This is a genomic window from Cellvibrio zantedeschiae (genome assembly GCF_014652535.1).
Classification (GTDB): domain Bacteria; phylum Pseudomonadota; class Gammaproteobacteria; order Pseudomonadales; family Cellvibrionaceae; genus Cellvibrio; species Cellvibrio zantedeschiae.
Map to the genome: position 1 here is coordinate 2,406,733 of NZ_BMYZ01000001.1, position 25,743 is coordinate 2,432,475.

General features: G+C 43.5%; 24 protein-coding genes. 13 read left to right on the plus strand and 11 right to left on the minus strand.

The genetic code is table 11. The features are described from left to right. The first annotated feature begins 63 nt into the window (after nucleotides 1-63). From IE104_RS10685 to cysZ, 3 genes are read left to right on the plus strand one after another with little or no spacing between them, the layout of a single operon-like run. Nucleotides 64-1,707, plus strand: coding sequence for an AAA family ATPase (locus IE104_RS10685; protein ID WP_189418134.1), 1,644 nt, complete (start codon nucleotides 64-66; stop codon nucleotides 1,705-1,707). Next, nucleotides 1,691-2,440: a general secretion pathway protein GspB gene (locus IE104_RS10690; RefSeq protein ID WP_189418136.1), complete on the plus strand. Its 750-nt coding sequence runs from the start codon at nucleotides 1,691-1,693 to the stop codon at nucleotides 2,438-2,440. Before IE104_RS10685 ends, IE104_RS10690 begins: the two co-directional genes overlap by 17 nt. A 6-nt stretch (nucleotides 2,441-2,446) precedes the next feature. Then, a complete protein-coding gene (gene cysZ / locus IE104_RS10695) occupies nucleotides 2,447-3,175 on the plus strand; it encodes a sulfate transporter CysZ (RefSeq protein ID WP_189418138.1) in 729 nt (242 codons plus the stop codon). A gap of 11 nt (nucleotides 3,176-3,186) precedes the next feature. Here cysZ and IE104_RS10700 read toward each other — a convergent pair whose 3' ends face one another. The 3 genes from IE104_RS10700 to IE104_RS10710 form a co-directional block, all read right to left on the minus strand. Then, complete coding sequence (locus tag IE104_RS10700; RefSeq protein WP_189418140.1) at nucleotides 3,187-5,052, minus strand: beta-L-arabinofuranosidase domain-containing protein; 1,866 nt, start codon at nucleotides 5,050-5,052, stop codon at nucleotides 3,187-3,189. A gap of 136 nt (nucleotides 5,053-5,188) precedes the next feature. After that, the gene (locus IE104_RS10705) at nucleotides 5,189-7,483 is read right to left on the minus strand and encodes a glycoside hydrolase family 31 protein (RefSeq protein ID WP_189418142.1); all 2,295 of its coding nucleotides are present in this window, start codon (nucleotides 7,481-7,483) and stop codon (nucleotides 5,189-5,191) included. Nucleotides 7,484-7,667: 184 nt separating this feature from the next. Further along, entirely contained in the window at nucleotides 7,668-9,662 is a 1,995-nt protein-coding gene (locus IE104_RS10710; protein ID WP_229837783.1) for a winged helix-turn-helix domain-containing protein, read from the minus strand. Nucleotides 9,663-9,800: 138 nt separating this feature from the next. On the opposite strand from IE104_RS10710, the gene IE104_RS10715 reads away from it, so the two are divergent. Next, a complete protein-coding gene (locus tag IE104_RS10715; RefSeq protein ID WP_189418150.1) occupies nucleotides 9,801-11,699 on the plus strand; it encodes a formylglycine-generating enzyme family protein in 1,899 nt (632 codons plus the stop codon). Between the two features lie 73 nt (nucleotides 11,700-11,772). Here IE104_RS10715 and IE104_RS10720 read toward each other — a convergent pair whose 3' ends face one another. Beyond that, nucleotides 11,773-12,471, minus strand: a complete 699-nt coding sequence (locus IE104_RS10720) for a ChrR family anti-sigma-E factor (protein WP_189418152.1) — start codon at nucleotides 12,469-12,471, stop codon at nucleotides 11,773-11,775. Further along, nucleotides 12,468-13,118, minus strand: a complete 651-nt coding sequence (locus IE104_RS10725; RefSeq protein WP_189418154.1) for a sigma-70 family RNA polymerase sigma factor — start codon at nucleotides 13,116-13,118, stop codon at nucleotides 12,468-12,470. Before IE104_RS10725 ends, IE104_RS10720 begins: the two co-directional genes overlap by 4 nt. Before the next feature lie 176 nt (nucleotides 13,119-13,294). Between IE104_RS10725 and IE104_RS10730 the strand changes: the two genes are divergently transcribed. From IE104_RS10730 to IE104_RS10760, 7 genes are read left to right on the plus strand one after another with little or no spacing between them, the layout of a single operon-like run. Beyond that, a complete protein-coding gene (locus IE104_RS10730) occupies nucleotides 13,295-13,759 on the plus strand; it encodes a nuclear transport factor 2 family protein (protein WP_189418156.1) in 465 nt (154 codons plus the stop codon). Next, on the plus strand, nucleotides 13,756-14,526 hold the full coding sequence (locus tag IE104_RS10735) for an SDR family NAD(P)-dependent oxidoreductase (protein WP_189418158.1): 771 nt from the start codon (nucleotides 13,756-13,758) through the stop codon (nucleotides 14,524-14,526). Before IE104_RS10730 ends, IE104_RS10735 begins: the two co-directional genes overlap by 4 nt. Further along, the gene (locus IE104_RS10740) at nucleotides 14,520-15,803 is read left to right on the plus strand and encodes an NAD(P)/FAD-dependent oxidoreductase (protein WP_189418160.1); all 1,284 of its coding nucleotides are present in this window, start codon (nucleotides 14,520-14,522) and stop codon (nucleotides 15,801-15,803) included. Before IE104_RS10735 ends, IE104_RS10740 begins: the two co-directional genes overlap by 7 nt. Further along, entirely contained in the window at nucleotides 15,800-16,657 is an 858-nt protein-coding gene (locus tag IE104_RS10745) for a DUF1365 domain-containing protein (protein WP_189418162.1), read from the plus strand. The genes IE104_RS10740 and IE104_RS10745 overlap by 4 nt, the downstream gene beginning before the upstream one ends. Next, entirely contained in the window at nucleotides 16,635-17,903 is a 1,269-nt protein-coding gene (locus IE104_RS10750) for an SAM-dependent methyltransferase (RefSeq protein ID WP_189418164.1), read from the plus strand. The genes IE104_RS10745 and IE104_RS10750 overlap by 23 nt, the downstream gene beginning before the upstream one ends. A gap of 2 nt (nucleotides 17,904-17,905) precedes the next feature. After that, on the plus strand, nucleotides 17,906-18,460 hold the full coding sequence (locus tag IE104_RS10755) for a DUF2878 domain-containing protein (protein ID WP_189418166.1): 555 nt from the start codon (nucleotides 17,906-17,908) through the stop codon (nucleotides 18,458-18,460). Further along, nucleotides 18,450-19,178, plus strand: a complete 729-nt coding sequence (locus IE104_RS10760; RefSeq protein ID WP_189418167.1) for a hypothetical protein — start codon at nucleotides 18,450-18,452, stop codon at nucleotides 19,176-19,178. The genes IE104_RS10755 and IE104_RS10760 overlap by 11 nt, the downstream gene beginning before the upstream one ends. 55 nt (nucleotides 19,179-19,233) lie before the next feature. Here IE104_RS10760 and IE104_RS10765 read toward each other — a convergent pair whose 3' ends face one another. Beyond that, the gene (locus tag IE104_RS10765; protein ID WP_189418169.1) at nucleotides 19,234-19,845 is read right to left on the minus strand and encodes a PEP-CTERM sorting domain-containing protein; all 612 of its coding nucleotides are present in this window, start codon (nucleotides 19,843-19,845) and stop codon (nucleotides 19,234-19,236) included. 169 nt (nucleotides 19,846-20,014) lie between these two features. Further along, nucleotides 20,015-20,518, minus strand: coding sequence for a DUF1993 domain-containing protein (locus IE104_RS10770; protein ID WP_189418171.1), 504 nt, complete (start codon nucleotides 20,516-20,518; stop codon nucleotides 20,015-20,017). A gap of 115 nt (nucleotides 20,519-20,633) precedes the next feature. On the opposite strand from IE104_RS10770, the gene IE104_RS19235 reads away from it, so the two are divergent. Next, nucleotides 20,634-21,896, plus strand: a complete 1,263-nt coding sequence (locus IE104_RS19235) for an ATP-binding protein (RefSeq protein WP_505661111.1) — start codon at nucleotides 20,634-20,636, stop codon at nucleotides 21,894-21,896. Next, nucleotides 21,893-22,429, plus strand: a complete 537-nt coding sequence (locus IE104_RS10780) for a response regulator transcription factor (RefSeq protein ID WP_189418175.1) — start codon at nucleotides 21,893-21,895, stop codon at nucleotides 22,427-22,429. The genes IE104_RS19235 and IE104_RS10780 overlap by 4 nt, the downstream gene beginning before the upstream one ends. On the opposite strand, the gene rimI is transcribed toward IE104_RS10780, so the two are convergent. The 4 genes from rimI to IE104_RS19020 all read right to left on the minus strand — a co-directional run. Then, nucleotides 22,430-22,915, minus strand: coding sequence for a ribosomal protein S18-alanine N-acetyltransferase (gene rimI, locus IE104_RS10785; protein WP_189418177.1), 486 nt, complete (start codon nucleotides 22,913-22,915; stop codon nucleotides 22,430-22,432). It abuts the gene before it with no gap. Continuing rightward, a complete protein-coding gene (locus IE104_RS10790; RefSeq protein WP_189418179.1) occupies nucleotides 22,912-23,709 on the minus strand; it encodes a hypothetical protein in 798 nt (265 codons plus the stop codon). Before IE104_RS10790 ends, rimI begins: the two co-directional genes overlap by 4 nt. Before the next feature lie 6 nt (nucleotides 23,710-23,715). Beyond that, nucleotides 23,716-25,266, minus strand: coding sequence for a 2-isopropylmalate synthase (locus IE104_RS10795; RefSeq protein WP_189418180.1), 1,551 nt, complete (start codon nucleotides 25,264-25,266; stop codon nucleotides 23,716-23,718). Between the two features lie 271 nt (nucleotides 25,267-25,537). Next, nucleotides 25,538-25,743: hypothetical protein (locus IE104_RS19020; RefSeq protein WP_229837785.1), on the minus strand; the 206-nt coding region annotated here is incomplete at its 5' end.

The window sequence follows — 25,743 nt, forward strand, 5'->3', positions numbered from 1 at the left end:
ATCATCTGCCCCATCTAGATCAACCCAATATAGACCCAATAACACACTGGCTACACATTCGTTATGTACCATTCCTTTTTTGGTCTCACCGAGCCCGCTTTTTCAATAGCCGTTAACCCGCGCTACTTGTATATGAGCCAACAGCACAAGGAAGCTCTGGCGCATTTACTCTATGGCGTTGCCGGTGGCGGGTTTGTGATGCTGACAGGCGAAGTGGGAACAGGTAAAACCACCATTATTCGCTGCTTACTGGAACAAATGCCGGAGAATACCGATATAGCAATCGTTATGAATCCTATGTCGAATGTGCCGGAATTGCTCACCACTATTTGCGACGAATTGGGTGCGGACTATGCAAATAAAAATCCCAGCGCAAAAGAAAATCCCAGTGTAAAAGACCTTACCGATGCGCTGCACAGTTTTCTCTTACACAACCACACCCACGGCCGCAATACAGTTTTATTGATTGATGAAGCGCAATTACTGTCTACCCAAGCGCTTGAGCAAGTGCGCCTGCTAACCAATTTGGAAACTACTACCCAAAAATTGCTGCACATTATTTTGGTGGGCCAGCCGGAATTAAAAGCCTTGCTGTCCAAACCCGAATTACGCCAGTTGGCGCAACGCATTACTGCACGCTTTCATCTCACACCTTTAACGCTTGCAGAAACCCAGGCCTATATTCGCCATCGTTTAAAAGTTGCAGGATTACCGGAAGGCCGCAGTCCATTTCCTTACGCTATCGTCAAACGCATTCATGCGTTTACAGGTGGCATTCCGCGCTTGATAAATGTTATTTGTGAAAGATGTTTAATTGGCGCCTATGGCGGTAACAAAGCGCGTGTTGACAATGCGATTTTTAATGCAGCACGCAAAGAAGTTATTGGTGGTTTGGAGCAAACCCAAATTGCGAAAAGAAATCTCTATTGGAAATGGGCGCTAGGAATTGTTGCCCTAACCTTGTTAAGCGCATCACTTTATTTCACCCAAACACAAAACATTCACAGCTTTACAAAAGTTGGAAGAGCACAGAGTTCAGTTTCTTCGAGCAGTGCTTCAACATCTTCTGCAGCTGCCAGTTCTGCGCCAAGTATTGCACTGCGCAATTTCCACGATGCAGAAGATATCTTCTTTAATTATTTAAGCGTACCACTCGCCGCTGAAACTCGCCCCTGCGGAACCAACCTTAAAACCAGCCACCAATGCGCAAAAGTTTCACTACACACCTGGACCGATGTGAGCGATCTCAACCGCCCGGTGATTTTAATCATGTCCACCCCTGAAAAGTTTTCAACTTATTTAGTGCTAATAGGGTTGAACACCGAAAATGCCTGGGTGTTGAATGAAAAAGAAGAGAAAGTCATTGTGCCACTCGCAAAAATTGGGCGCGACTGGACAGGCGAAGCCGTTTACCTGTGGAAAAGACCGCCAGGATTTACAGAGACACTTTTGCTTGGAGATAGCAGCGCAACAGTTGCGTGGGTTGCTCAACAATTTGCAAAAATTGATAAGCAAAAAGAGCCGCTGAGCGACGATTTATTCAGCCTTGCTTTACACGAACGAATTAAAATTTTTCAACGCAGCAAAGGTATTCCTGTTGATGGCAATATTAACGAACAAACCCTGTTAAAACTTAATGAAACCATTGGTGCAGACAAAACACTCTTAACTGAATTTAGCGAAACCAATCATGTCACTACTCCTTGATGCACTTAATAAAGCCGACCAGGAACGCAAGCGCAACGAAGCTACGCCTGGCATAAGCAGCAACCACGAAAACACGTTTGATCATGGCACGCGCAATAAATCCATTGTGCTTGTGGCTGTAATTGCTATAGGTTTAGGTCTTTTGTTCGCAACTATATACTGGCTGGGACAACGCTCTGCAACACCTGCAACTACTACTGCAACCACAAGCGCAGCTGTGAAATCTTCAATCTCATCCCAACAACAAAAATCCTTAGCAACTGAACAAACAACAACGACGCAAATAATTGAAAATAATGCAGCTGAAAATAACCCAGGCACAAACGTTTCAGAAGAAAATATAGACACTTCAGAAGAAAATGTTGCCAGTCTTTATCAACAAAACACGGCGGCACAAAGTACCAATACCACCCTGACGCTACCAACACCAACTGCGAATGCACCAGCAGATGTTTCTGGCGCATCGCCAACCTCTATCACGCAATTTGCTAACTTGCCGGACCTGCATGACTTACCTAGCCAGGTGTTAGAAAAAATTCCAAGCCTTAATTACAGCGAACACAACTACAACAGCAACGGCGGTAGTGTAAAAATTAATGGCACCATTCACCACGCGAATGATCAGCTAAGCAATGGACTAGTCATTGATAAAATTTTGGAAGATGGAATGGTGCTGCATATAGAGAATTACTCGTTCAAAATGCGCGCGTTAAATTCATGGGTTAATATGTAGACCGCTATGCAAACACAAACGCAGCCTGTGAGCATACTTAATTGCTTCACTGAAGGATTAAGCCTGATATTCAGCAAAGGTTTTCGCCGGTTTATTTTTATTCCCCTGCTATTAAATCTCCTTATTTTTATTGCCTTAAGTTCAGTCGCACTGGATTACGCACAAGCTCTATTTTCCAACCTTGAAACCTACTTGCCGCATTGGTTGCTTTGGCTTAAGTGGCTTCTCTGGCCCTTGTTAGTGTTAATTACACTAATTGTTTACGCTTATTGCTTTAATTTAATTACGACCATTATAGCCGCACCATTTTTAGGTTTACTTGCAGAAAAAATAGAAGCTCACATCACAAGAAACATTCCAGCAGAAGAAACATTGGCGAGCTTAATTCCCCGCACATTCAAACGTGAATTCACCAAACTGATTTATTTTGTGCCGCGCTCGCTAGCAATAGGTCTTATCATTTTTATGTTGATATTTTTACCCGGCGCAAATTTTCTGGGCGTTTTAATAGGCGGACTTTGGGGAAGCTGGTGCCTGGCTTTACAATTTTGTGATTATGCTGCAGACAACCATCAACTGCCTTTCACAATGGTTCGCCAACAACTTGGTCAGCAAAAAATATCCAGCTTTATGTTTGGTGGGCTGGTACTAGCCGGTAGCATGACTCCCTTCCTCAACATTGTAATTACTCCACTGGCCGTTGCCGCAGGAACCATCTATTGGACAAGGAAGTGAAGCAGCACCGACTAAACCTTAGGAAGTATTTTATTGTAGAGTCTATAGCTTTCGTCTTTGATATGAATAAAAGGCTTTAAATAAATATTCTTTTCACCCAGTTTTATTTTCCAGCTTGTATCAGAAACTTGCGTTGCACCCAATAATTGTTCGCGAGTGAAATTCACAGCATCTGCATCTACCGGAAATAAAACCAGCGGGCCTTTTAAAAGTGCCACTACATCTTTATGCGCGGAGTTTAACGCTTCAAGTCGCATGGGCATATCTAAAATAATTTCTATAAGGTCGCCGTTTTTCCAGGTTCTGGACAGGTCAAAAAAACTTCCTGCTTTAATTTCACTAGGCTGTGGTTCACCATTAATACTGATAGCTGTCGCCTTACCTGCCCACGCAGGAATTCGCAATGACACACTAAACCTAGTCGGTTTATCTGCTGTAATTTTTAGGCTACTGGTATTGGCAAAAGGATATTTAGTGGTTTGCTCAATTGAGACAGCATGATTGCCGTAATCCAGGCGCACTTGTGAGGGAACATAAAGATTTACATAAACACGCTCTGGCTCCTGCACATAAGTGCTGATGCCATAATCCGCCGCCAACTGAATAAACGTGCCCGAACAACAGGGCCATTGCTCACCGCGGAAAAATTTATGGGCTTTTTGATTGTAATCGGAATAATAAAAAGTACTGCCATCCGGCAGCGTTGGTTTAGCACCAAGAATCGTATTGTAAAGTATGCGCTCCATACTATCGCCGTAGTGGCTCGACTTGGTAATTTGCAACAGGCTGCGCGCAATTTTAAAATGCCCATAAGCACCGCAAGGTGTCTCAAAAGTGCGATGGGTTTCTGTCAGCGATTGCAGTAAGGTTTCGGTATCGTCCGGCGCAATTAATTCTTCATTTGGCCCCCAACCACCTGTCGCAAAAGATTGGGCTTCAATAAACGCAAAACCATTGCGCGCTGCTTTTAGGTATTTGCTCTCACCATTGGTGAAATAGGCTTGAATAGCAGAATTAAGCGCATTGACATGACTGTAAGCATGCTTGCCTTTAAAGGGACTTATCCCTTTTGCAAGCGGATCAAAAAAAGCTTCGTTTTGTAAATAGCGAGCAGCAAGGTCTTTATATCTTTCACCCATTCCCAATTGCCAGGCAATAAAAAGATTTTCTGGCAGAGTATAGGGCTCGTCCCAAATCTCCGCTTCCTGTGTGTAGGGACGTGCGCGGCGCTCTTCACGCGTCAGCGCTTTCTCCGGCAAAAAAGGTAAGACTGCCGTGGTTAATTTATCGAGCGCAGTTTTGGATTCTTCAACTCCTACGTATTGATATGCGTCTATCAAACCTATGGCCAGCTTATCGTAGGTATAAGCAGGCAAATAATAATTTTCAAAAAAACGCGGCGATATTGTAAGCGCGTATTTATTTACCAATCCGCTAACTTTTTGCTTGATTTTTTCATCGCCAGTAATGGCGTAAGCACGAGCCAAGCCTGAAACATATTGCCCAAAACTGTGGCCGGGAATATAGCCGTGCCAATTCGCCGTGCTCCAATCATTGGGATCTATGTGAAAATCTTTCGAATCATCATACCAACCGCCCATGTCCTCACCCGGTGCAGCTTGCCCGGCGCGCTGGCGAAAAGGTTTTAATAATTTATCGTCATCAATTCCCATAAATAAACGTGTTTGATAATCAAGTTGCTCGCGCAATAAACTTTCACCCAAGCGCACCCGGTCATAAGAAAATTGCTGCAGCGGAGGCTTGGCTACAAGTTTGCGCGCGCCAGGTAAAAATTTGGCGGCTTGAACAGAAGATGCATAACCACAAAACAGTAATGAAGAATGGCCCAGAAGTTGGCGACGGGAGAGAGGAAACATAAATTATTTCTCGTATTATTTTATAGGCAAGAAAACGAAATCGAATTGACTTATTGTTTAAACAGAATTGCATTGATGCAAAGAAATATCAGGATCTACGCAAGGCAGATCCTGATATTGATGGTATAGATTGTAATTATTTGCTAATTACATTTACCAAATTGGAAGAAGCACCGCTCAACACTTTGCTGGAATTATTCCAATGTAATTTAGTGCTTGTGCCCTTACCTTTTTGGTAATCCAGGCTTACGCCATCGTCATCATAAAGAGTAAAGTCAGCGTCAGCACCTGGGTACACTTTAATGCTGGCAATAGCTTGTTTGGTCGCCGTGCTTTGGATATCAGCACCGATAGGCACAATCGAACCGGCTTTTACAAACACAGGAATTTGGTCGATAGGCGCAGCCACTTTAATGGTTTGGCCACCGGCAAATTTCTCATTGGTCCAGAAGTTGTACCAATCCGCACCCGCTGGCAAATAAACGTCTTTTTCTGTTTGCGCTTGTTCGGTTACTGGTGCAACCAGGAATGCAGGACCAAACATATATTGATCACCAATATTCGCTACTTTTGGATCATTCGGGAAATCTACCCAAAGTGCACGCATGAAAGGTGAGCCTGTATCGTAAGTGCGCTTGGCTTGCGAATAGATGTAAGGAATCAACTGATAACGCAGGCGATCATATTTCGCCATGATGGCTTCCGCCTCTTTACCAAATGCCCAGATTTCCGCGTGCTTGCGATCACCGTGTAAACGCAAGGTTGGCAAGAAGGTGCCGTACTGGAACCAGCGCGTGTGCAGCTCTGGATAATCGTGGTTTTGGCCTACAGTTTCGCGGGCATCAGACGGATCTAGCAAAGGCGCTTTAGTTGCAGAAGTTGTTTGTGGCAACCATTGCCAGCCACCTATGTCGTTACCCCAGTATGCAAAACCTGAAGCAGTCATGTTCAAACCCGTTGGTACCTGACGCTTGAGCGCCTCCCAACTTGGCTGAATATCTGACGACCAGAAAAGACCGCCCGTGCGCTGTGAACCTAAATAAGCAGCACGCGCAAGAATCAAACTGCGTTTGTTAGGGCGATATTCGCGCAAACCATCAGCAAAGCCTTCCACATGCATTAGTGGATACAGGTTGCGATAACGATCACCCGAACCAATTTTGAAGAACAATCCATCCGGCACCAAGTCTGGCTCGGTTTCATCCAACCATGGGTAATCGAAACCGTGGGAAAGGATATTGTCGCGCGCTTTTTCAAAGAACCATTTGCGCGCATCAGGATTGGTGGAATCGATCAAGGCACCTGTACGATCCGAACGGAACGGCAAGCCATCTTGGGACTTACCGTCTTTATTCTTCAGGAAATAACCTTTGCTATCGAGTTCGTTATAGTAGCGACCCGCTGTTTCGTAGCGCGGCCAAATTGAGATGATGGATTGCAAACCCATCGCATGAAGCTTTTTGTTCATGCCGGTTGGATCAGGAAATTGCGCCGGATCTATGTCCATTTGGCCCATACGAGTCCAATGGAACCAGTCGACCACCATAATATCCAGCGGATATTTTTTGGCCTGGTAAGTGTCGGCAACCTCTTCCACTTCTTTCTGGCTGGCATAACGCGCTTTGGATTGGATCAAACCGAAAGCCGCTTTAGGCGGAATTGGCGTTTTACCGGTGAGCTTGGCGTAACCCGCCCAGATTTCGTCTGGAGTACCCGTAATCACAAAGTAAGAAACACGTTCACCGACGCGCGACTGCCAAAGAGTACGGCCATTCACAGCGGGGTAAATTTTGGTAGCGGAAGGGTTATCCCAGATGATGCCATAGCCTTTGTTGGACAGCATAAAGGGAACACACACAGTCTCGCCGTGAGGAGCGTCATACCAGTGCTTACAATCTATCGCACGGCCGCGCAAATCGAGGATGCCTTCCTGGTTTTGGCCCAAGCCATAAAAATGCTCATCCGGTGAAGTACCAAAGCTGGCACCCACTTGATAGGTTTGCTCGCCGCTAACCTCGTAAGGAGCCATTTCCCAGCCATTCATACTGAGAACTTGGTCGCCCTTGGCATTTTTTACTTGCAGGGAAACGGGTGGTAAAGATGGAGCAAAGTAACGCTCGCCCATACTCGGCGCACTTGGCCAACGCTGGGCATTTACGTGCAGGGTCAGGCTGCTGGAAACGAAATCATCGCCCTTGTCGTCGCTTTTGTGGCTAAAGCCTTTATCGTCGCTCTTGGCAATAAACCCATAACCTGGTCCAGCCGCCGCGAGGTTGCGGTCAGTTGCTAAAGTTACCCGCACAATGTTGGGCGCGTAGGTTTCAACCCCTACATAAGAACCGTTTCGATCCAAAACTTTGATAGGCTCAGCCAAAGCTGAAGCCGCGAGCAGGCCGGCAGCCATACCCGTCAACAGGTGTTTTAGGTGCATAGTGTGTTCCCGAAATGTTATTGTTAGGCAAAACGCTGTTATAAGACTAAAAATTAAGCGCATTTTTGACAGGCAATTAAAATTCCACCTGTGATAATTATTATAGTATTAATCCGCTCAAGATAGTCATTGTGACTAGAAATAATCTAAGGGAAAAGACGTAATTTTTTGTTTAGGTCGTAACCTACTCCAACGCTATCCCTGCCTTATCCAAGGCGTCTTTATTAAATTTAATCCAATAAGCCACATTTTTCGCCTCACGATGCAGAAATTGCCGGTGAACCTGTGCCTTTTCCGGTGTTCCAGCTTCTTGATAAATAGTGACTAGCGAGAGAGCCGCATCCAGCGCAGAGCTAGCTTGTCCATTCAGGTTGGCCAACTTAAATGCACTTAACCCATGCGCCTCTGCTTGGCTCCATTGCTGTTGCGCCGCATAGATTTTTGCAACCATCAACTCTTCAGAACCTTGCAGTTTATCCTTCGGGAAAAGCTCAAGTGCCTCCTCCCAACGAGCCTGCTTAATTAGCAACTCTGCCAAATGTACCTGCGCTCTCTCACGCTCCCACCACTCTTGATCGGCAGGTAATATTGCCAATACCTTGCGATAATTTTTTTCTGCCAGCACGGGAGTTTCAGCAAACATCCCTGCATAAAAATACACGCTGCCATAATGTTCTTTTGATTGATGGGTTTGATCCAGAATAGCTTCCGAGCGTTCCAAATAAGTTTGCCTATCGAGCTTCTCACCAAACTTATTAGCGGTTACCGATAAATAGTTGCTTGCATTAACCTCAAGTAAAGGATCCTGAGCTTCTTTTGCAAATCGCATGGCAGCAACTACAGATTGCTTAAAAAGTGCGTAGTCGTTTTTAGCAAAGGCCAAACGCGCATAGCTATATTGCGTGACTGCCAATGACGATGAATCTTGTTCCGCCTGAAAAATTTCCAGGGCTTTTTGTAATTTTGGCCCGGCATTTTCATAAAGTCCTTGCGCAATGAAGGCATCGGCCACAAGGACATAAGCCCAAGCTTCCCTTAGCTTGTCGCCTTGAAACTGCGCGCGCTCAACCATTTCGCCAGCTAATAAAATGGCATTATCTGTATTTCCAGTTTGAATTTCACTGTGAATCAATTGCGACAACACATTAAAGTCATCTGACGCTTGCTGATGTAATATTTTTAGTTTTGCATTTCTCAAAGCTGAATCTAAAGAGTCCATATCCAATATTTTAGATTGCAAAACAAGAGCAACATGCGCATTCAACTTCTCCAGCAATAAAGGCACTGTCTCAGCTTCATGTCCTGCACCCCATATGCCTTTTTCACTTTTTAGTAAGTAGTTAATGCTGATTTTACTTCCTCGCATTCCCAGCTTGGCAACCATCACAATGCCACTTCGGGTTTGTTGAGTAATTTGGGTAAAATATTTTTGTGGCGTATAAAAAAAGTCATCATAGTCTTTAATGCCGCTGACAATGACTGGATGAAAAGTATTAGTTTGGTTAATTCCTTCCCAAACAGACTTTACTAATTCGGCATCGAGATTTGCGTTATGTTGGTCATTAGGCTTAATCAACAAGGGTAATAATGCAACGCGGGTAAGCTGAGAATCAGATTGAACTGAACGCCAATACAAGAAATAACCCGTGCTCAAAACAATTAAAGCCAGTGCGATAGCAACCCAAAAAGATCTACCAAAGCGGGAATTCACTGCTGTAGCAAGTTGTGTTGCAGCCGGGGCAAATGGAGGTTCAACATAAGGCATTGTGTCTAATTGCCACTGATAGCCTTTTTTTGAAAAAGTCTTGATCGCATCTTCACCAAATAAAGCCCTCAATAAACTGATGTTTTGAAACACCGCTTGTTCAGAGACCACCTTACCAGCCCATACCTGCTCAAGAATCTCGTCCTTACTAAAAACCCGCTGAGGTTCACTTAAAAATAACGCCAGGAGCTTGGCCTCATTGTGGCGACAAGCAATAACGTCATTATTTTTATAAAGGATGAGCTGTTCGCTGTCGAAGACAAATTCTTTAAATGCGTATTTCATCAAATCACTCTGATTAGAAATCACCCAGTCAAACCTTAAATTTCTATCTTTTTTCTCATAACACAAGAAATAGAAAAAAACTAAGACTCTTTTGGGGATTTGTTGCTCAATTCCGGTGGATAAAAACAATACTCGGCCATTTACACTTAATCCATTTACCTTTCATAAAAGGATTCATCCGTGCGAAAACTTAATGTCTTTCTTATTCTCGTCATTGCATGTTTTAGCCCAGCGCTTTGCGCCGATAATAATTATATAGAACCTGCGATGGTCACTCTCCCCGCGGGCGAGTTTCTAATGGGCAGTACTGAAAGCGATGCAGAACAGCCCATGCATAAAGTAAAAGTCGCCGCATTTAAACTGGCCAAATATGATGTCACTACAAAAGAGTTCATGCAGTTTATAAAAGCAACCGATTATAAACCAACGAAACCATGCCTGGTCAAAGCACAAAAAGGCGCGTTAGAAGAGCACACAAATACATTTGAAGCGGACACATTTGCCGACCGGGAATTTCACCCCATCACCTGCCTGGGCTGGGAAGATACACAAGCCTACATTACCTGGCTGTCTACCCAAACTAACAAGCGTTATCGCCTACCCAGCGAAGCCGAGTGGGAATATGCCGCACGCGCAGGCAGTACAAAAAAGTTCCATTTTGGCGATGATGAAAAAAAACTATGCCAGTATGGAAATGTTTACGACAAATCCACCTCAGAAGTTTTTGGATCCTTTTTCCAGTGGTCTATAAAAGGAACGGAGTGTGAAGACGATGAACCAAACCCCAGCATCGTCGGTACTTATCCACCCAATAAATTTGGTCTTTACGACATGGTTGGCAATGCCAGTCAATGGGTGGCAGATTGCTATCACAGCAATTATCAGGGAGCACCTCAAACAAGCGCTGCATGGACAGACGCAAATTGTACAACGCCTTTCGCCCGTGGAGGCACTCGGCTTACAGGCGCCAATAGCCAAAGACCAGCCTTTCGCCCCACAGCAAATGACGTTAATGCAATTGCGAAGCAGGGATACTTTGATCGCGGTTTCCGCCTTGCTCTGGATATTAGAGATGACATTAAAGATTATGCATCTGCTCAACCAAGCGAATTACAAAAAAACTTCAATGCAGATTTAACCAAAGCACAGCAAGCTGTCATTGAGCGTAAGTCTATTGCAACCAAAAAACGTGCAGACTTATTGGCAACCTATAAAAGCTGGAAGAGAACGCCGGTAATTGCACCTCCCATGGTTGACATTCCTGCCGGTGAATTTTTAATGGGAAGCAATCTTTATGACAAGGAAAAGCCAATCCATAAAGTGAACGTCAAGGCATTTAAAATATCTCCCTATGAGGTAACCATTAAGCAATTTAAACAATTTGCTGCTGCAACCGGTTTTACCACGGATGATATGTGCTGGAAGTATGTAAGTGAGAATGGTGGCCCATACAAAGATGGCATTGCTGTCTTACCAGGAAACTGGTTAACACCCGAATATGCGCCTAGCGACTTCCACCCTGTTATGTGTGTGAGCTGGGATGATGCCAATGCTTATCTTGCCTGGCTATCGCAACAAACCGGAAAAAAATATCGCTTACCAACAGAAGCAGAATGGGAATATGCGGCACGTGCGGGTAGCTCCACCAAATATTCTTTTGGCGATAATGAAAAAGATGTTTGCCACTATGGAAATACGTTTGACGAAAGTGGATTGCGCGCGTTTGTTCGTGATAAGAATTATGCAAAGAGAGATATGGCGTGTGATGACGGAGTGGAATACACATCAACAGTAGGCATGTATAAACCCAATGCTTTTGGCGTGTACGACATGATTGGTAATGTCAGCGAATGGGTTGCAGATTGCGATCACGAAAATTACCAAGGTGCCCCCACTGATGGCTCAGCATGGATTTCAGAAAAATGTTACATGCGCTCACGCAAAGGCAACACTTATGGATCAAACGGTGGCTCGCACATAAGCATGCGTGGCCACGGCGGGCAAAATAATCGTTCAAGCTTGGGGGAAGGTTTTCGTATTGTTGAAGATATGGAAAGCGCTGATAGCTGCACCACCCTATCTTCATCGTGCAAAAAAATCAAAGACACTAGTAAGGAGTTTGAAAAAGAATTAGCGGAAGCACAAAAGCGTGTACGACAAAAATAACATGTATCCAACATATCTCTAAATCGCAAGCATAAAAAAGCCTACCACTTGGTAGGCTTTTTAATTCCCACTATCAAGCCGGTTTAAAACCCAAAAACGGATTAATCAATCTACCCAAAAATCCTGTCACTTTTACCGGCGCTTCCACTACGGATATACACAAACAATCCTGATTTTGGGTAGCTGTAGGGCGATGAATTTCGCCGGGTGTGCGCACTAAAAAATCACCTTCGCTGTAAACACCATCTTCATCAGAAAAGCTACCGCACAATACCATGGTAACTTCTAAGCCTCGGTGATCATGCTCCACCACTTTATTGCCGCTGGTAATTCGTTGGAAAGCCACTTCATAGATTTTTTGACCCGTCACCAAACGCGCAAACTTTAAGCCTTTGGAAACACGCTCCCATTTTAATTTTCCATCGCGCGGCAGCAGTTTTGCGATAACTTTGGGAATTGATTTAAACAAGGGATCGTGTGCATAAGAAGAATGTAATTCTTGTTGTTGAACTTTTACTTCCTTCACATGCTGATCCACACCAGATTCCTGACCGCGAATACGCGTCATCAATTGCGCGAAGCTATCGGGCTGAACCGCTTCTGCAACGCTGTGAGTTAAAATCGAGGCGCCCAATTTATTGAGATGCTCAACGCGTTTGCGGCAATGTGGGCACACTTGCAGGTGTGCACAAACAATCAAACTCAATGCTATAGCAAGGCTACCACTTGCGTATTCCGTAAGGAGATTATCGTCGGGGTGATGATTAATCATTGCCATGCCCCCTTATTTTTCTCTGCTGTTTTTTCCGCATCTAGAATAAGTGTTTGCATTTTTTTTAATCCGATTCGTACACGGGATTTTACTGTACCTAAAGGCAAGCCCGTTTCATCCGCGATTTGTTGATGCGTTTTTCCCTGCATATAAACTTGCGTCAGTACCTGGCGCTGTTCAGGTGGAAGCTGGATAAAAGATTTATCAATCAAGGCTTCATTACTGGATTGCTGCAAATAGACAAAAGCCTGGTCGTCATCCGCCTCGTCCCAAATATCGTCGATATCAATTACTTCCCTATCAATTGGAACGCGCTGATTGCGACGCATTAGATCGATTCGGCAATTACGCATGACGGTATAAATCCAGGTCGATGCTGCTGCTTTAGAAGCATCATAGGTAGGTGCTTTTTGCCAAACCTTAAACATAACCTCTTGTACCACCTCGTCGGCAGCATCAGCAGGGAAACTGCTATTTAGGTTGCCCAGGCAAAAGCCTTTTATCAGCGGGGCAAAATGGGCAAAAAGTTCAGCAAATGCCTGCTCATCGCGAGCTTGGCCGACCCGCTCCAGGGTTTTGCTCCAGGTGTCGTCGCGCTGCCGTGCGGGCCCGCCAGGGGAGGACCCACTATGGGGAATGGAAATCATAGGTATTTCGTCCAATAGACTTATGGGCTTTCTACGCCGTGGCAATAATTTCGGATCACTGCGCTTTAAGTTAATTCCAATGATCCGAATTGGCGTCTCTTGCGTAAAACCACCAAGATCGAAAAAATCCCGGCCAGACATTTAAGTAGAAACAAATCATAACAGGGCGCAACATCATGGAACTACAACAAGCTAATCAATCTACATCCTCCTTGTTTGATATTGCCCAGTTCAGACAAATCTACAAAAAATTTAATGCTGATACGGTTCGGAAATTACCCGACATTTACAGCCCAACCATAATCTTTAAAGATCCGGTTCATCAAATTAACGGGATTGCAGAGCTAAGCGATTATTTTGCCAGTTTGTGCAATCCCGAGATGCAATGTGAATTTGAAATCACTAACGAAATTGCATCAGACAACCAAGCGTTCTTTCAGTGGAAGATGCACTACCAGCATCCTCGGCTAAAAGCGGGTACACCCTTGATACTCGACGGCGGCACACTGATTAAATTCAATACCAAAATTGTGTACCACGAAGATTTTTACGATATGGGCGCAATGATTTACCAACATATACCTATTCTTGGTTGGGCAGTAAAAAAAATTAATGCTCGCATTGCAGGACAAAGCTCGTGAATACAATTACTGGCCGTTGCATTTGGATTACAGGTGCAAGCTCCGGCTTGGGAAAAGCACTTTCCCTGCAGTTAGCCGAGGCAGGAAACTTTGTTATCGCAAGCGCACGCTCGCAAAGTGCTTTGGCAAATTTAGCGGCGTTATACCCTGGAAAAATAAAAGCATTGCCTTTGGATGTAGGTCGCAATTTAAATTTACAACAGGCAGCAAATCAGGTCCGTGAAATTACTGATTATCTCGACATGGTTATTTGCGCTGCGGGAATTTGCGAATACGAAGATGATCTTAATTTTAATCCTGACATCTATGAACGCACTATAGATATTAATTTTCTCGGTGCAGTACGCATTTTTAATATTGCACTCCCCTTGCTAAAAAATGCCCAGATCCGCCCGCAGTTTGCCGTGGTTAGCAGCCTATCTACTTGCGTAGGCTTTCCACGCGCAGAAGCTTATGGCGCATCCAAGGCGGCTTTGAATTATTTTATGCAATCGTTACGCGCCGATTTTTCCAAAATTGCACTGGATTTAAGTTTGATTCGCCCCGGCTTCATCTCAACCAAATTAGTTAAACACAATGATTTCCCTATGCCGTTTATGATGAGCCCGGAAACAGCAGCGAAACGCATTATTAAAAAGCTGGGCGAGCGTCGCTTTGCAATCGATTTTCCCCATCGCCTGAGCTGGCCGCTACAACTATGGGGACATTTTTCTGGCGTTTGGTGTAAATGGGTTGCACCAAAGCTAACACGACTCCATCAATGGTAATTAATTTTAGCGAGACTGTTCGAGTGAAAAAAATTGCAATCATCGGCAGCGGGATTTCCGGATTAACTGCCGCTTACTATCTTAATAAACATTTTGATATTTGTTTATACGAAGCAGATTCCCGTTTGGGCGGTCACACCGCGACAAAAAAGGTTCACGTACAAGGACAAGATTATCTAATTGATACTGGCTTTATTGTATTCAATGATTGGACATACCCTAACTTTATTCATTTAATGAACGAACTAGGTGTCGAATCCCAAGCAACTGATATGGGATTTAGCGTATTTAGTCCCGAACAACATTTTGAATATGCAGGCACCAACTTAGCCACATTATTTGCACAAAAACGAAATCTATTTTCTCTTAAACATTGGCGCATGTTGCGTGACATTGTGCGCTTCAACAAAGAGGCAGTTATAGATCTGGACGAGGGAAATTTGGCACCCAACGAGAGTCTGGGAAATTATTTACGCCGAAAAAATTATTCCGATGCATTTGTTGAACGTTACTTAATCCCCATGGGATCCGCTATTTGGTCTGCAACTCAAGGCGTTATGCTTGCGTTTCCTCTGGAATTTTTTATTCGCTTTTTCAAAAATCACGGACTGCTCAACATCACTAACCGCCCGCAGTGGCGAGTAATAAAAGGCGGCTCTTTCGCTTACATAGATCCACTGACCAAAAGCTTTAAAGACAAAATAAAACTTAACAGCCCGGTCACGCGCGCTATTCGTAACAAGGCGAGCGTTAGTATTATCTGCAATGGCGAATCAAATGAGTTTGATGAAGTTGTGTTCGCCTGCCATTCCGACCAGGCTCTGGCCATACTGACAGATGCCTCCGATGATGAACGTACCCTATTAGGCAATATCCACTATCAAAAAAATTCCGTTGTATTACATACAGATACCCGATTATTACCACAACGAAAAACCACGTGGTCAAGCTGGAATTATTTATTACAAAGAAATAATTCCCTCCCGCCGATTCTTACCTATTCAATGAATATTTTACAGGGTATCAAAAGCGCTACAGAATTTTGCGTAACGCTCAATGCCGACGACAAAATTGATCCACAAAAAATTCTGGGTAAATACGAATATTCGCATCCAGTATTTAGTCAGGAAGCTATGGAAGCACAAGCGGCCTGGCCGTTAATTAATGCGGTAAATCGCACTTGGTTCTGTGGTGCTTATTGGTTTAACGGTTTTCATGAGGACGGTGTTAAAAGCGCATTGCGTGTGGTTAAAGCCTTGGGAGTGGATCCCAAATGAATAATGCATTTGCCAGTGCTATATACGCAGGCACAGTGAGACACAGGCGTTTTTCGCCCAAATCGCATCAATTCGAATATCAGGTTTTTATGATGTATTTGGATACTCGCGAAATTGAACACATATTTTCGTTGAGTCCGTTTTGGTCTTTAACACATTTCGCTCCTGCACAATTTAGACGCAGTGACTTTCATATCGATAGAACCTCGACAAACACAGATACACCCAAAAAGCTTCCGAGTGTGGATGAATCTGTACGCCGCAGTGTTTACAACGAGTGCGGTATTCGGCTTAACGGGCCTATTCGAATGTTGGTGAACTTGCGTTACTGGGGATTTAATATGAATCCCATCAGCACCTATTATTGTTTTGATGACGCAGGTGAAAACCTTGTTGCAATCCTGGCGGAAGTCCATAACACGCCGTGGAATGAACGCCACTTTTACGTATTAACCTGTGGCCAAAGTGCTAGCAAGCAATCATTCCAATTTAAAAAGCAATTCCATGTATCGCCTTTTAATCCCATACAAATGGATTATCACTGGTATTCAACCACTCCAGAGAAAAACCTCGCACTGCATTTGGAAAACTGGCAGGGAGAGAACAAAGTAATGGATGCAACCATGACTTTAGTTCGTGAAGAAATTACCGCAACATCACTAAATAAAATATTGATCCGTTTTCCGTGGATGACCGTAAAAGTGATTAGTGCAATCTACTGGCAAGCACTAAAGCTCTGGTGGAAAGGTGTGCCCATTTTTAATCACCCCACCTTGAGCGAATCAACATCAAATATAAAAACATCTAACCAGATCCATAAGGAAACCACACATGAAATCGATCAGCCTTATTGATAAAAAATCATCAGCGCAGGCAACACGGCATTGGTTAGATATTTTTGCACGTAAGATTCTTTTACAACTTTTGCAAAAAATAGAGAACGGCCACCTGACTTTGGAAGATAAAGGTGAGATTTACAGCTTCGGTGAAGCGCAAGAATCTGCAACATTGATTGCACATATTTCAGTAACTCACCCTGCTTTTTATCGTCAGGTTGTATTTGGTGGCAGCATTGGAGCTGGCGAAGCCTACATGTTTAAGAATTGGTGGTCACCCGATCTAGTGCAAGTAATTCGGTTAATGGCGATCAATATGCCCGTTTTACAGCAGTTAGATTCGAAATGGAGCGCGGCTTTTAACATTGCCTGTCGAATTGCACATCGCTTGCGCCCTAATACTATTGCAAAAGCCCGTGAAAATATTTCCGCCCACTATGATTTAGGAAACGATTTTTTCAGATTATTTCTTGATAGCACCATGCTTTACTCTGCGGCGATTTACCCCAGTGAAAGTTCCACCTTGGAAGAAGCCTCATTAAATAAGATGGCACATATTTGTAAACGCTTGCGGTTGAATGCACATGATCATTTGCTGGAAATAGGTGCTGGGTGGGGTGGCATGGCAATTTTTGCTGCAAAGACGACTGGCTGTCGTGTCACCAGCGTGACTATTTCAAAAGAACAATTTATCTATGCTACTGAGTGGGTAAAGCGTGAAGGACTAGAAAAACAAGTAACCGTTTTATTACAAGATTACCGCCTAATTGAAGGCACTTTCGACAAATTGGTTTCTATAGAAATGATTGAAGCTGTAGGTCACGAATTTTACGGTGAATATTTTTCCAAATGTTCCAGCTTGCTAAAACCTGACGGACTCATGCTGATTCAGGCAATCACCATTCAAGACCAACGTTTTGAATACGCACGCAAAAATACTGATTTTATCCAGCAATATATTTTCCCCGGCGGCTGCTTACCATCCAATACCGTGGTAGCAAACCATATTACCGAAGACACTGACATGCAAATTGTAGGGTTGGAGGATATAACGCAGGATTATGCCCGTACACTCGCAGATTGGCGCAAAGCATTTTCGCAAAATCTTGATGCTGTTAAAGCGCAAGGTTTTGATGAGGTATTTATGCGCATGTGGGATTTTTATTTATGCTACTGCGAAGGAGGCTTTACAGAACGGGCTATTAGCACAGCGCAATATGTGTTTGCAAAACCGCTGGCGCGAGCATTACCAAGGGTAAATTAACCGTGAGCCTAACCAGCAAACTTATTTACGCAACAGCGTTCCAAGTGGGCTGGTTTATCTGCATATTAACAGCGAGTTGGGTTAGCTTGGGCTATTCGCTGATCTTTTTGACGCTCTACTTAGGACATCTAAAACGTACGGCAAAATATTTTTCATTAAAAAAAGAAATCTTATGGATAGGATTAGTCTTTACCTGTGGTTTCATACTGGAAACAATTTCTTTTTCTGCAGGGTTCCTCTACACATCCCTACCCGTAAATTTATTTGAGCACATCAAACTGCCACCGCTTTGGTTAATGAATTTATGGGTTTTATTCGCAATTGCCTTGCGCACATGCCTTTCGTTTGTATTTTCTAAACCTCAAATAACTTATTTAATCGCTAGCTTAGCCATTCCCCTGAACTATTACCTAGGGGCAAAGCTCAATGGGGATGTAACGATCAACAATCCACAGGGACTCAGCCTGGCTTTAATAGCTCTGCTGTGGATTGTTTTATTGTGGGTATTATTTCAACTAAAACGTTTTTACTTTGAGGATATTTTCAATGCTGGCTAGTTTGATATTGGCAGCTACGCTCTGGCCCGCCTCAGTAACTCAGCAATGTAAACCTTCAGAGAGCAGTATTGTAGTTGGTATTGCAACATCTCAATCCGGGCAGTTTCTTTATTGCGAGCAGATGGAACGCCTGTCCGAACATCAACTTCTTGTTAATTATTCTTATAATTTCAAAATTTTTGCGGAAAAGAAAATTGATTACGGCGAAAACCCCGCAACGCCTGCGGTAGAGCAAAGAGATTTCCGCTCAGGAGAGTTGCGCAAGGCAAATATCAATCAGCAAATCCTTAATTTGCAATATCAAGCAAATACTCATAAAAAAATTGAGCGCGCTGATATTCCTCTGGAGCAAGTTGATGTCATAGATGCAGGCTTTGACTATTTTATTCGCCAACATTGGGACGAGTTACAAGCAGGGAAAGTATTATCTGTTAATTTTGCGTCAATGCCGCATCTTAAAGTGTTGCCACTTCGCATCCGCAAGCAAGCACCAGCAAAATGTGCTGAAAAAGCAGCGCCAGCTAGTGAGTCTAATTGTTATTGGGTAGAAGTTGATAACGCCGTGTTACGCCTGGTGCTGGGGAATATCAAATTAACCTATGATCAACAGCGCCGTTTAACGACTTTCAAAGGTGTTGTTAATCTAGAGGACAACAATGAGTCCACGCAAACAGCCAATATCAGTTACTACTATCACAGCGATTACGCAGAAAAATAAATAATGTTGCAAAAAAAAGCCCACCAAAAGGTGGGCTTTTTCATTTCAATCTGAATTAGATCTTTGCTCTTCTTCTCACTAAACCTAAACCAATCAAACCAATCGCAAACAAAGCAAAAGTATTTGATTCAGGTAAGCTCACATGAGCATTAACTTTAACGTCATCCAGCAAGTTACCGTAAGTGCCGGTGTTCAAGGAAGTAAAAGTCAAAGTAGTAAGGGTGGAAGTTGCAACGAAACTGCTGCTAAATAATTTCCATTGCGTCGTATCGCTGTTAGTGAAGGTGCTATTGATGCTACCAACAACAAACTTGAACAAGTCTGAAGACTCACGCGCACGGTAAGCAAAAGACACATCGTATGATTGGCCAACTACAGTACCGAACTGTTGGAAGATCGACCAGGCACCAGAGTTACCACCATCAGCGTTCAGTTCAGCGTGCTGTTGGCCTTCAGCAGAAGCAATACCAAACAGGTTATGCCAAATCTCAACGTTGCTACCTTCCCAGCCATTCACACTGGACGCAGGGAACCAACTCCAGTTGCCATTAGCGACTGCGTTATCTTCAAAACCACCATTAACAATCAAATTAGCATTAGCCGAACCAGCCAATAGCAAACCAGCAATGAAAGCGGTGCACTTGGCTTTTAATAAAGTCATTTTCATACAATTACCGAGAGTTTTTTTGATTGAATCATTTAGCCTTGAATTGGCCAAAATCAGGAACGTGGAACTCAGAAGTACAGCGACCGCTTCTTTTGAGAAGTGTATCACACTTCTCAAAATCGGCAATTATATGCGACACAAATCACACTTTTGACCCTATAACCGCATCTTACTTAAGAGGCATATTACCTAAATAGTCTTTTTTCCCTACATCAACACCGTTATTACGCAAAATTGAATAAGCGGTCGTGATGTGGAAGTAGATATTCGGTAGTGAATGCTGGATAGCAAATTCGCTTCCTGTTAAATACTTCCCTTCCCAACGCGGCTGGCTCACATGACGCTCCTCTGCTCCGGCAAAGTCAGCCGGGGTAAAAGTCGCAAGGTAATCCTGAACGGTTTTAATACGTGCTTGCAGCTCCGCCAAGGTAGTTTCTGTGTCAGGATGGCTTGGAGCTTCTTTACCAGTCACACGTGCAGCACCAAACTTGGCGGTATCACAGGCAATTTGTATCTGGCGAGTCAGGTTAAACTGATCTGGCGCAAGGCGAGAGTTCAGCAAAACCTCCACATTAAATTTTTTGGTTTCGGCGTAATGAGCAGCCTTATCCAAAATAGCGCTCAGGTTACCTAGCATTTTGCTGTATTGAGTAACGGTAATGTCGTACAACATAAAAGACTCCATTGGGGTGATTGGTTTTGACATCTCAAGGATGGGGGGTAAAATTCCCATTTCAAGCGCACCAACCACTTATCTTTGCCAACCGCTCAATCATTAAGCAGGCCTTATGGAAAACCCATCGTCATTGTCAGCCGATGCCGCACGCAAACAGCTATCGCAACTGACATTGATTAGAAGCATTTTGCTCGCTGTACTTTGGGTGTCCTTTATTTTCGCATTGGATGTGGAGCAAATAAAAAACTCGTCCAATTATTTACTGGGAGTATTGTTGACATTTAGCCTCATTCATTTACTCACTTTTTTACGACTCAGAAATAATTTGCCCGTAACCGAGTTCGAATTTTTCATCCAATTAATGTTAGATATTTTCTGCTTGAGTTTGCTTTTTTACTTAAGTGGCGGTGCGAACAATCCTTTCATCTCCTATCTGTTGGTTCCAATTTGTATCTCAGCAACAACCTTGCGGTGGAGATACACATGGTTTATCACTATTTCATGTTTGATCAGCTACTCTTCGTTACTATTTTTTTATATACACCTGCCATTCTTCGAAATAAGCCACCATCAACAGACAACCATGAATTGGCACATTATAGGAATGTGGTTCAATTTCTCGCTCAGCGCAATTCTGATTACCTATTTTGTTGTAAAAATGGCGCGCGCACTGCAAGAGCAAAGTAAAACATTAAGCGTTATGCGCGAAGATGAACTGCGAAACCAACAGCTTATGGCTGTTGCAATGCTTGCTGCCGGCGCAGCTCACGAAATGAATACACCTTTATCGACCATGACGGTTTTGTTATCCGAACTTAAAGAAGAATACAAAGATAATCCAAAGCTCGCAGAAGATTTAGCTATTTTAAAATCCCAAGTTGTACATTGCGCCACCACACTCAAGCAATTGGTTCAAGATTCCAGCGAGGCCAGGGAAGGCAAATTCAAACAACAGGATATAAAATCTTTCTGCAACTCCATCGTCAACCGTTGGCAATTAATGCGGCCGAACATTGTATTCACGTTGAACTTTCACCAACTTACATTAAACACAATTACGCATGATCCACGTCTTGACTATGCCATTATAAATTTGTTGAACAACGCTGCAGATGCGAGCCCGCACCAAATAAAGCTCGATATTTTTTGTGAGGGCCATGAACTTGTGTGGCGAATTATTGATGCAGGCAAAGGCATTAATCAGCAGCTTGGTGGAATGCTTGGAAAAATTATGCTTAGCACTAAAGAGCAAGGTTTGGGTATTGGTTTATTGCTTGCACATGCCGCCATCAAACAATGTGGTGGTCGCGTAAACCAAACACCTAATGAAATAAGTGGCACTACTACAGAACTTAGGCTACCGCTAACATCATGAAAAGCTCTGAACGATTTTTAATTGTTGATGACGATTCAACCTTCGCCCAGGTTATGCAACGGGCATTAGTTCGCAGAGGCTTCGAGGTTGATGCATTTAATGCATCAGAACCCGCTATTCAGGCGGTTCAGGATAATCATTATTCCAAAGCCATTATTGATTTAAAAATTGCGCAGGAGTCCGGGCTAACGCTCATTAAAAATCTCAAAACTATCCAAGCCGATTTGGAAATAATAATGCTAACGGGATACTCAAGCATCCCCACCGCCGTTGAAGCTATTAAGCTCGGCGCATTAAATTATTTATGCAAACCCGTGGATATTGATGAAATATTACTGGCTTTTTCAACCAGCCAAATTCAGGAAGAAATTTCGCTACCGGAAAATCCTATTTCGCTGGATCGTTTGGAATGGGAACACATACAAAAAACTTTGCAGGATAACAATGGCAACGTGTCCGCAACGGCGCGCTTGTTAGGAATGCATCGCAGAACTTTACAACGTAAGCTACAAAAACGCCCCGTGAATAATTAATTATAATTGGCTCGCCATAAGCAACGCATCTTCATGCCCATTGAGGGTAGGATAATAATTTTTTCGATTGCCCACTTCAAAAAAACCTTCCTTAGAATAGAGTTCAATCGCTTTTTGGTTAGAAATCCGCACTTCCAGAAACAACATATCTGCATGCCCAATCACACAATTAATTGCATGCTGTAACAATACAGAACCAATGCCTTTGCGTTGAAACTTGGGAGACACAGCAATATTCAGTAATTCTGCATCACCACCAGCATGAGTCACTACCACGTAGCCAACAAGCTTTCCTTTAGCTTCTGCCAACCAGCAACGCTGGCGCCCCTTAAGACAATCTTCAAAGCTGGATAGTCGCCACGGGTGCGAGTGCGCACTCCGCTCAAGCTCCATCACTTCGGCCAAATCATTTTCCGTCAGCAAGCGCAGAGATAACTCCAGCCCCATGACGGTTGTCAGCTTAAGTGGTAACTCAAATTGATTCATTGATGCGCCGAAAGATAAACACGAAGGGCAAAATACAATTGCTGTTTAGCGGTAGGTGTTTGCAAACATTCATTGAGGCTTGGAAGTATCAACGCGTCAATTCCACCATCTGCAAGAGAAACTGATTTGAATAAATTATCCTTATATTCAGAATTTTCGGGCAAAAGATAAGTTGCTGCGTTTGCGCCCATTAACCACAAATAACGAATGGGACGAATTTCATGTTGAACGGACAACCAGGTTTGCAACTCATTGCGGGCATCCGCCACCGTACGCTTGGTAAAACTATTTTCAATCATTGGCCACCGCAAGACTTCTTCTTGCGTCTTTAAAGACTGGTTTAAAAAAAACGCGCGCAAAATATTATTGAGCAAAAGCTCCGTTGGCAAAGCAAGTTTGGTATTACGTGAATCCACAACCATAAGCCCATCAAACGGACGCCAGATACTTAAGCTGAAGGGTTCAATCGTTACAGGTTTAGCATCCAACTGCGCCAAAATATCTGCCGCTGTCACCGGTTGCGAAACAGCTCTTGCAACTTTCGGAACATCGAACATATTGCCAATCAAATTTCCGACCGGAGATACTTCCGATGAAACAGGTTTTGCATTCTGTTGGATTGGAGAAACAAAAGATTCAGCAGGTCGTTCTACCCTCGCTGTCGGTTGAGAATCCGGTGCTGCTATTGGTAACTCACATGCGATAGAAATCGCTGCAAACGGCAAATGTAACCGGGGCATATAGGTATCCAAACCCAATGCCGATAAATACATTTGCCGATGCAATTCGTTCATGGCTTATCAAATCCCATCATGCTGCGGATGATGTTTTTCAATTTTGGACGATAAAATATTTAGCGCGTGCAAATAAGCTTTTGCGGAAGCCGTAATAATATCGGTATCCGCACCTACACCATTTACGATATGGCCACTATGCTCCAGGCGCACGGTAACATCACCCAAAGAATCCGTGCCTTCTGTAATTGCATTGACCGAATACAACTGCAAATGTGCGCCGCTATTTACAACACTTTCGATTGCTTTAAAGGTTGCATCAACGGGACCTGAGCCGGTAGCCTCAGCACTTACATCAGCGCCGTTAACATTCAGAACCAATTTTGCACGCGGGTTTTGGCCGGTCTTGCACACAATTTCCATATCACCTAAATGATAAGACTCTACTAACGCATGTGGCTGGGCATCGCTAACCAAGGCTTGCAAATCTTCGTCAAAAATTTCGTGTTTTTTATCGGCTAAATCTTTGAATTTGGTAAAGGCCGCATTTAATGCATCCGCATTTTCAAACGTTATACCCAAAGATTCAAAGCGAGCCTTTACAGCCGCGCGACCAGAATGCTTACCCAACACTAATTTATTCGTATGCCAACCCACATCTTCAGCACGCATAATTTCGTAGGTTTCGCGGTGTTTTAAAATACCATCTTGATGGATACCTGATTCATGGGCAAATGCGTTAGCACCAACGATCGCTTTGTTCGGCTGCACCGGGAAACCCGTGATACTGGAAACCAAACGCGAGGTTGGAACTATGTGGCTAATATCAATTTGTGTTTCGACAGGCATTAAATCTTTTCGGGTTTTAATTGCCATTACAATTTCTTCGAGCGCCGCGTTACCTGCACGTTCGCCTAAACCATTGATAGTGCATTCCACTTGGCGGGCACCATGCATAACGGCAGAAAGCGAATTCGAAACAGCCAAACCTAAATCGTTATGGCAATGCGTTGAAAAAATAGCTTTATCAGAATTGGGGATATTTTCAATCAAGCGACGAAACAACAAACCGTACTCGCTCGGCTCTCCATAACCCACTGTGTCTGGCAAATTAATTGTACGAGCGCCAGCATTAATAACAGATTCAATAATACGACACATAAAATCAAATTCAGAACGACTGGCATCTTCCAACGAAAACTCCACGTCATCTGTAAATTGTCGGGCTAACTTAATGGCAGAAACAGCTTGCTCAAGAACCTTCGGCGGCTCCATTTGCAGTTTGTATTTCATATGTATCGGAGATGTTGCAATAAATGTATGAATTCGACCAGAATTTGCGGGTTTGATTGCTTCAGCTGCCCGCTCAATATCACCTTTTACCGCGCGCGCCAAACTACAAACTGTTGAATCTTTAATAACTTCAGCCACTGCACGCACAGATTCAAAATCGCCCTGGCTTGCAATCGCAAAACCGGCTTCAATTACATCAACACGCATTTTTTCCAGCATTTTTGCAATGCGGATCTTCTCATCGCGTGTCATTGATGCGCCCGGGCTTTGTTCTCCATCACGCAAAGTTGTATCGAAAATGACTAGTTTGTCTTTTGCACTCATGATAATTACCTAACGAAAACAGAGGTTAATTATAAAACAAACTGAGTGTGATCAGAAATTTAAAGCGGTATATATGAAGGGATTTTACGGAAAAGAAAAAAGGGAGACTTGCATCATGCAAGCTCCCCGGAACATCCTGTGAGGGTCAAGGATCATCCTGATCCTATCGGCATACTGCCTTATCCTTCCATTCTCCTTTTTCGATATTTCATCCTGAAACATCAATTCCTTTAACCGCAACATCCTGTAACAGTTAACGTCCGTGCAGTGCCTATATTAGAGATTTTCCAGATTGGGAACAGTCGCTAAAAGCTGCATTTTGTGTGAGACATTGACTATAAGCAGCGTAAGATGATGTAGATTGAAACGCCTGAGCCGAATGCTGTGTATTGGGCGAGAAGAAATTTCCGCAAAGAAAAACGCCCGACAGTGTTACTGTCGGGCGTTTTGGATTAAGAGCTTGACGATGATTCCAAC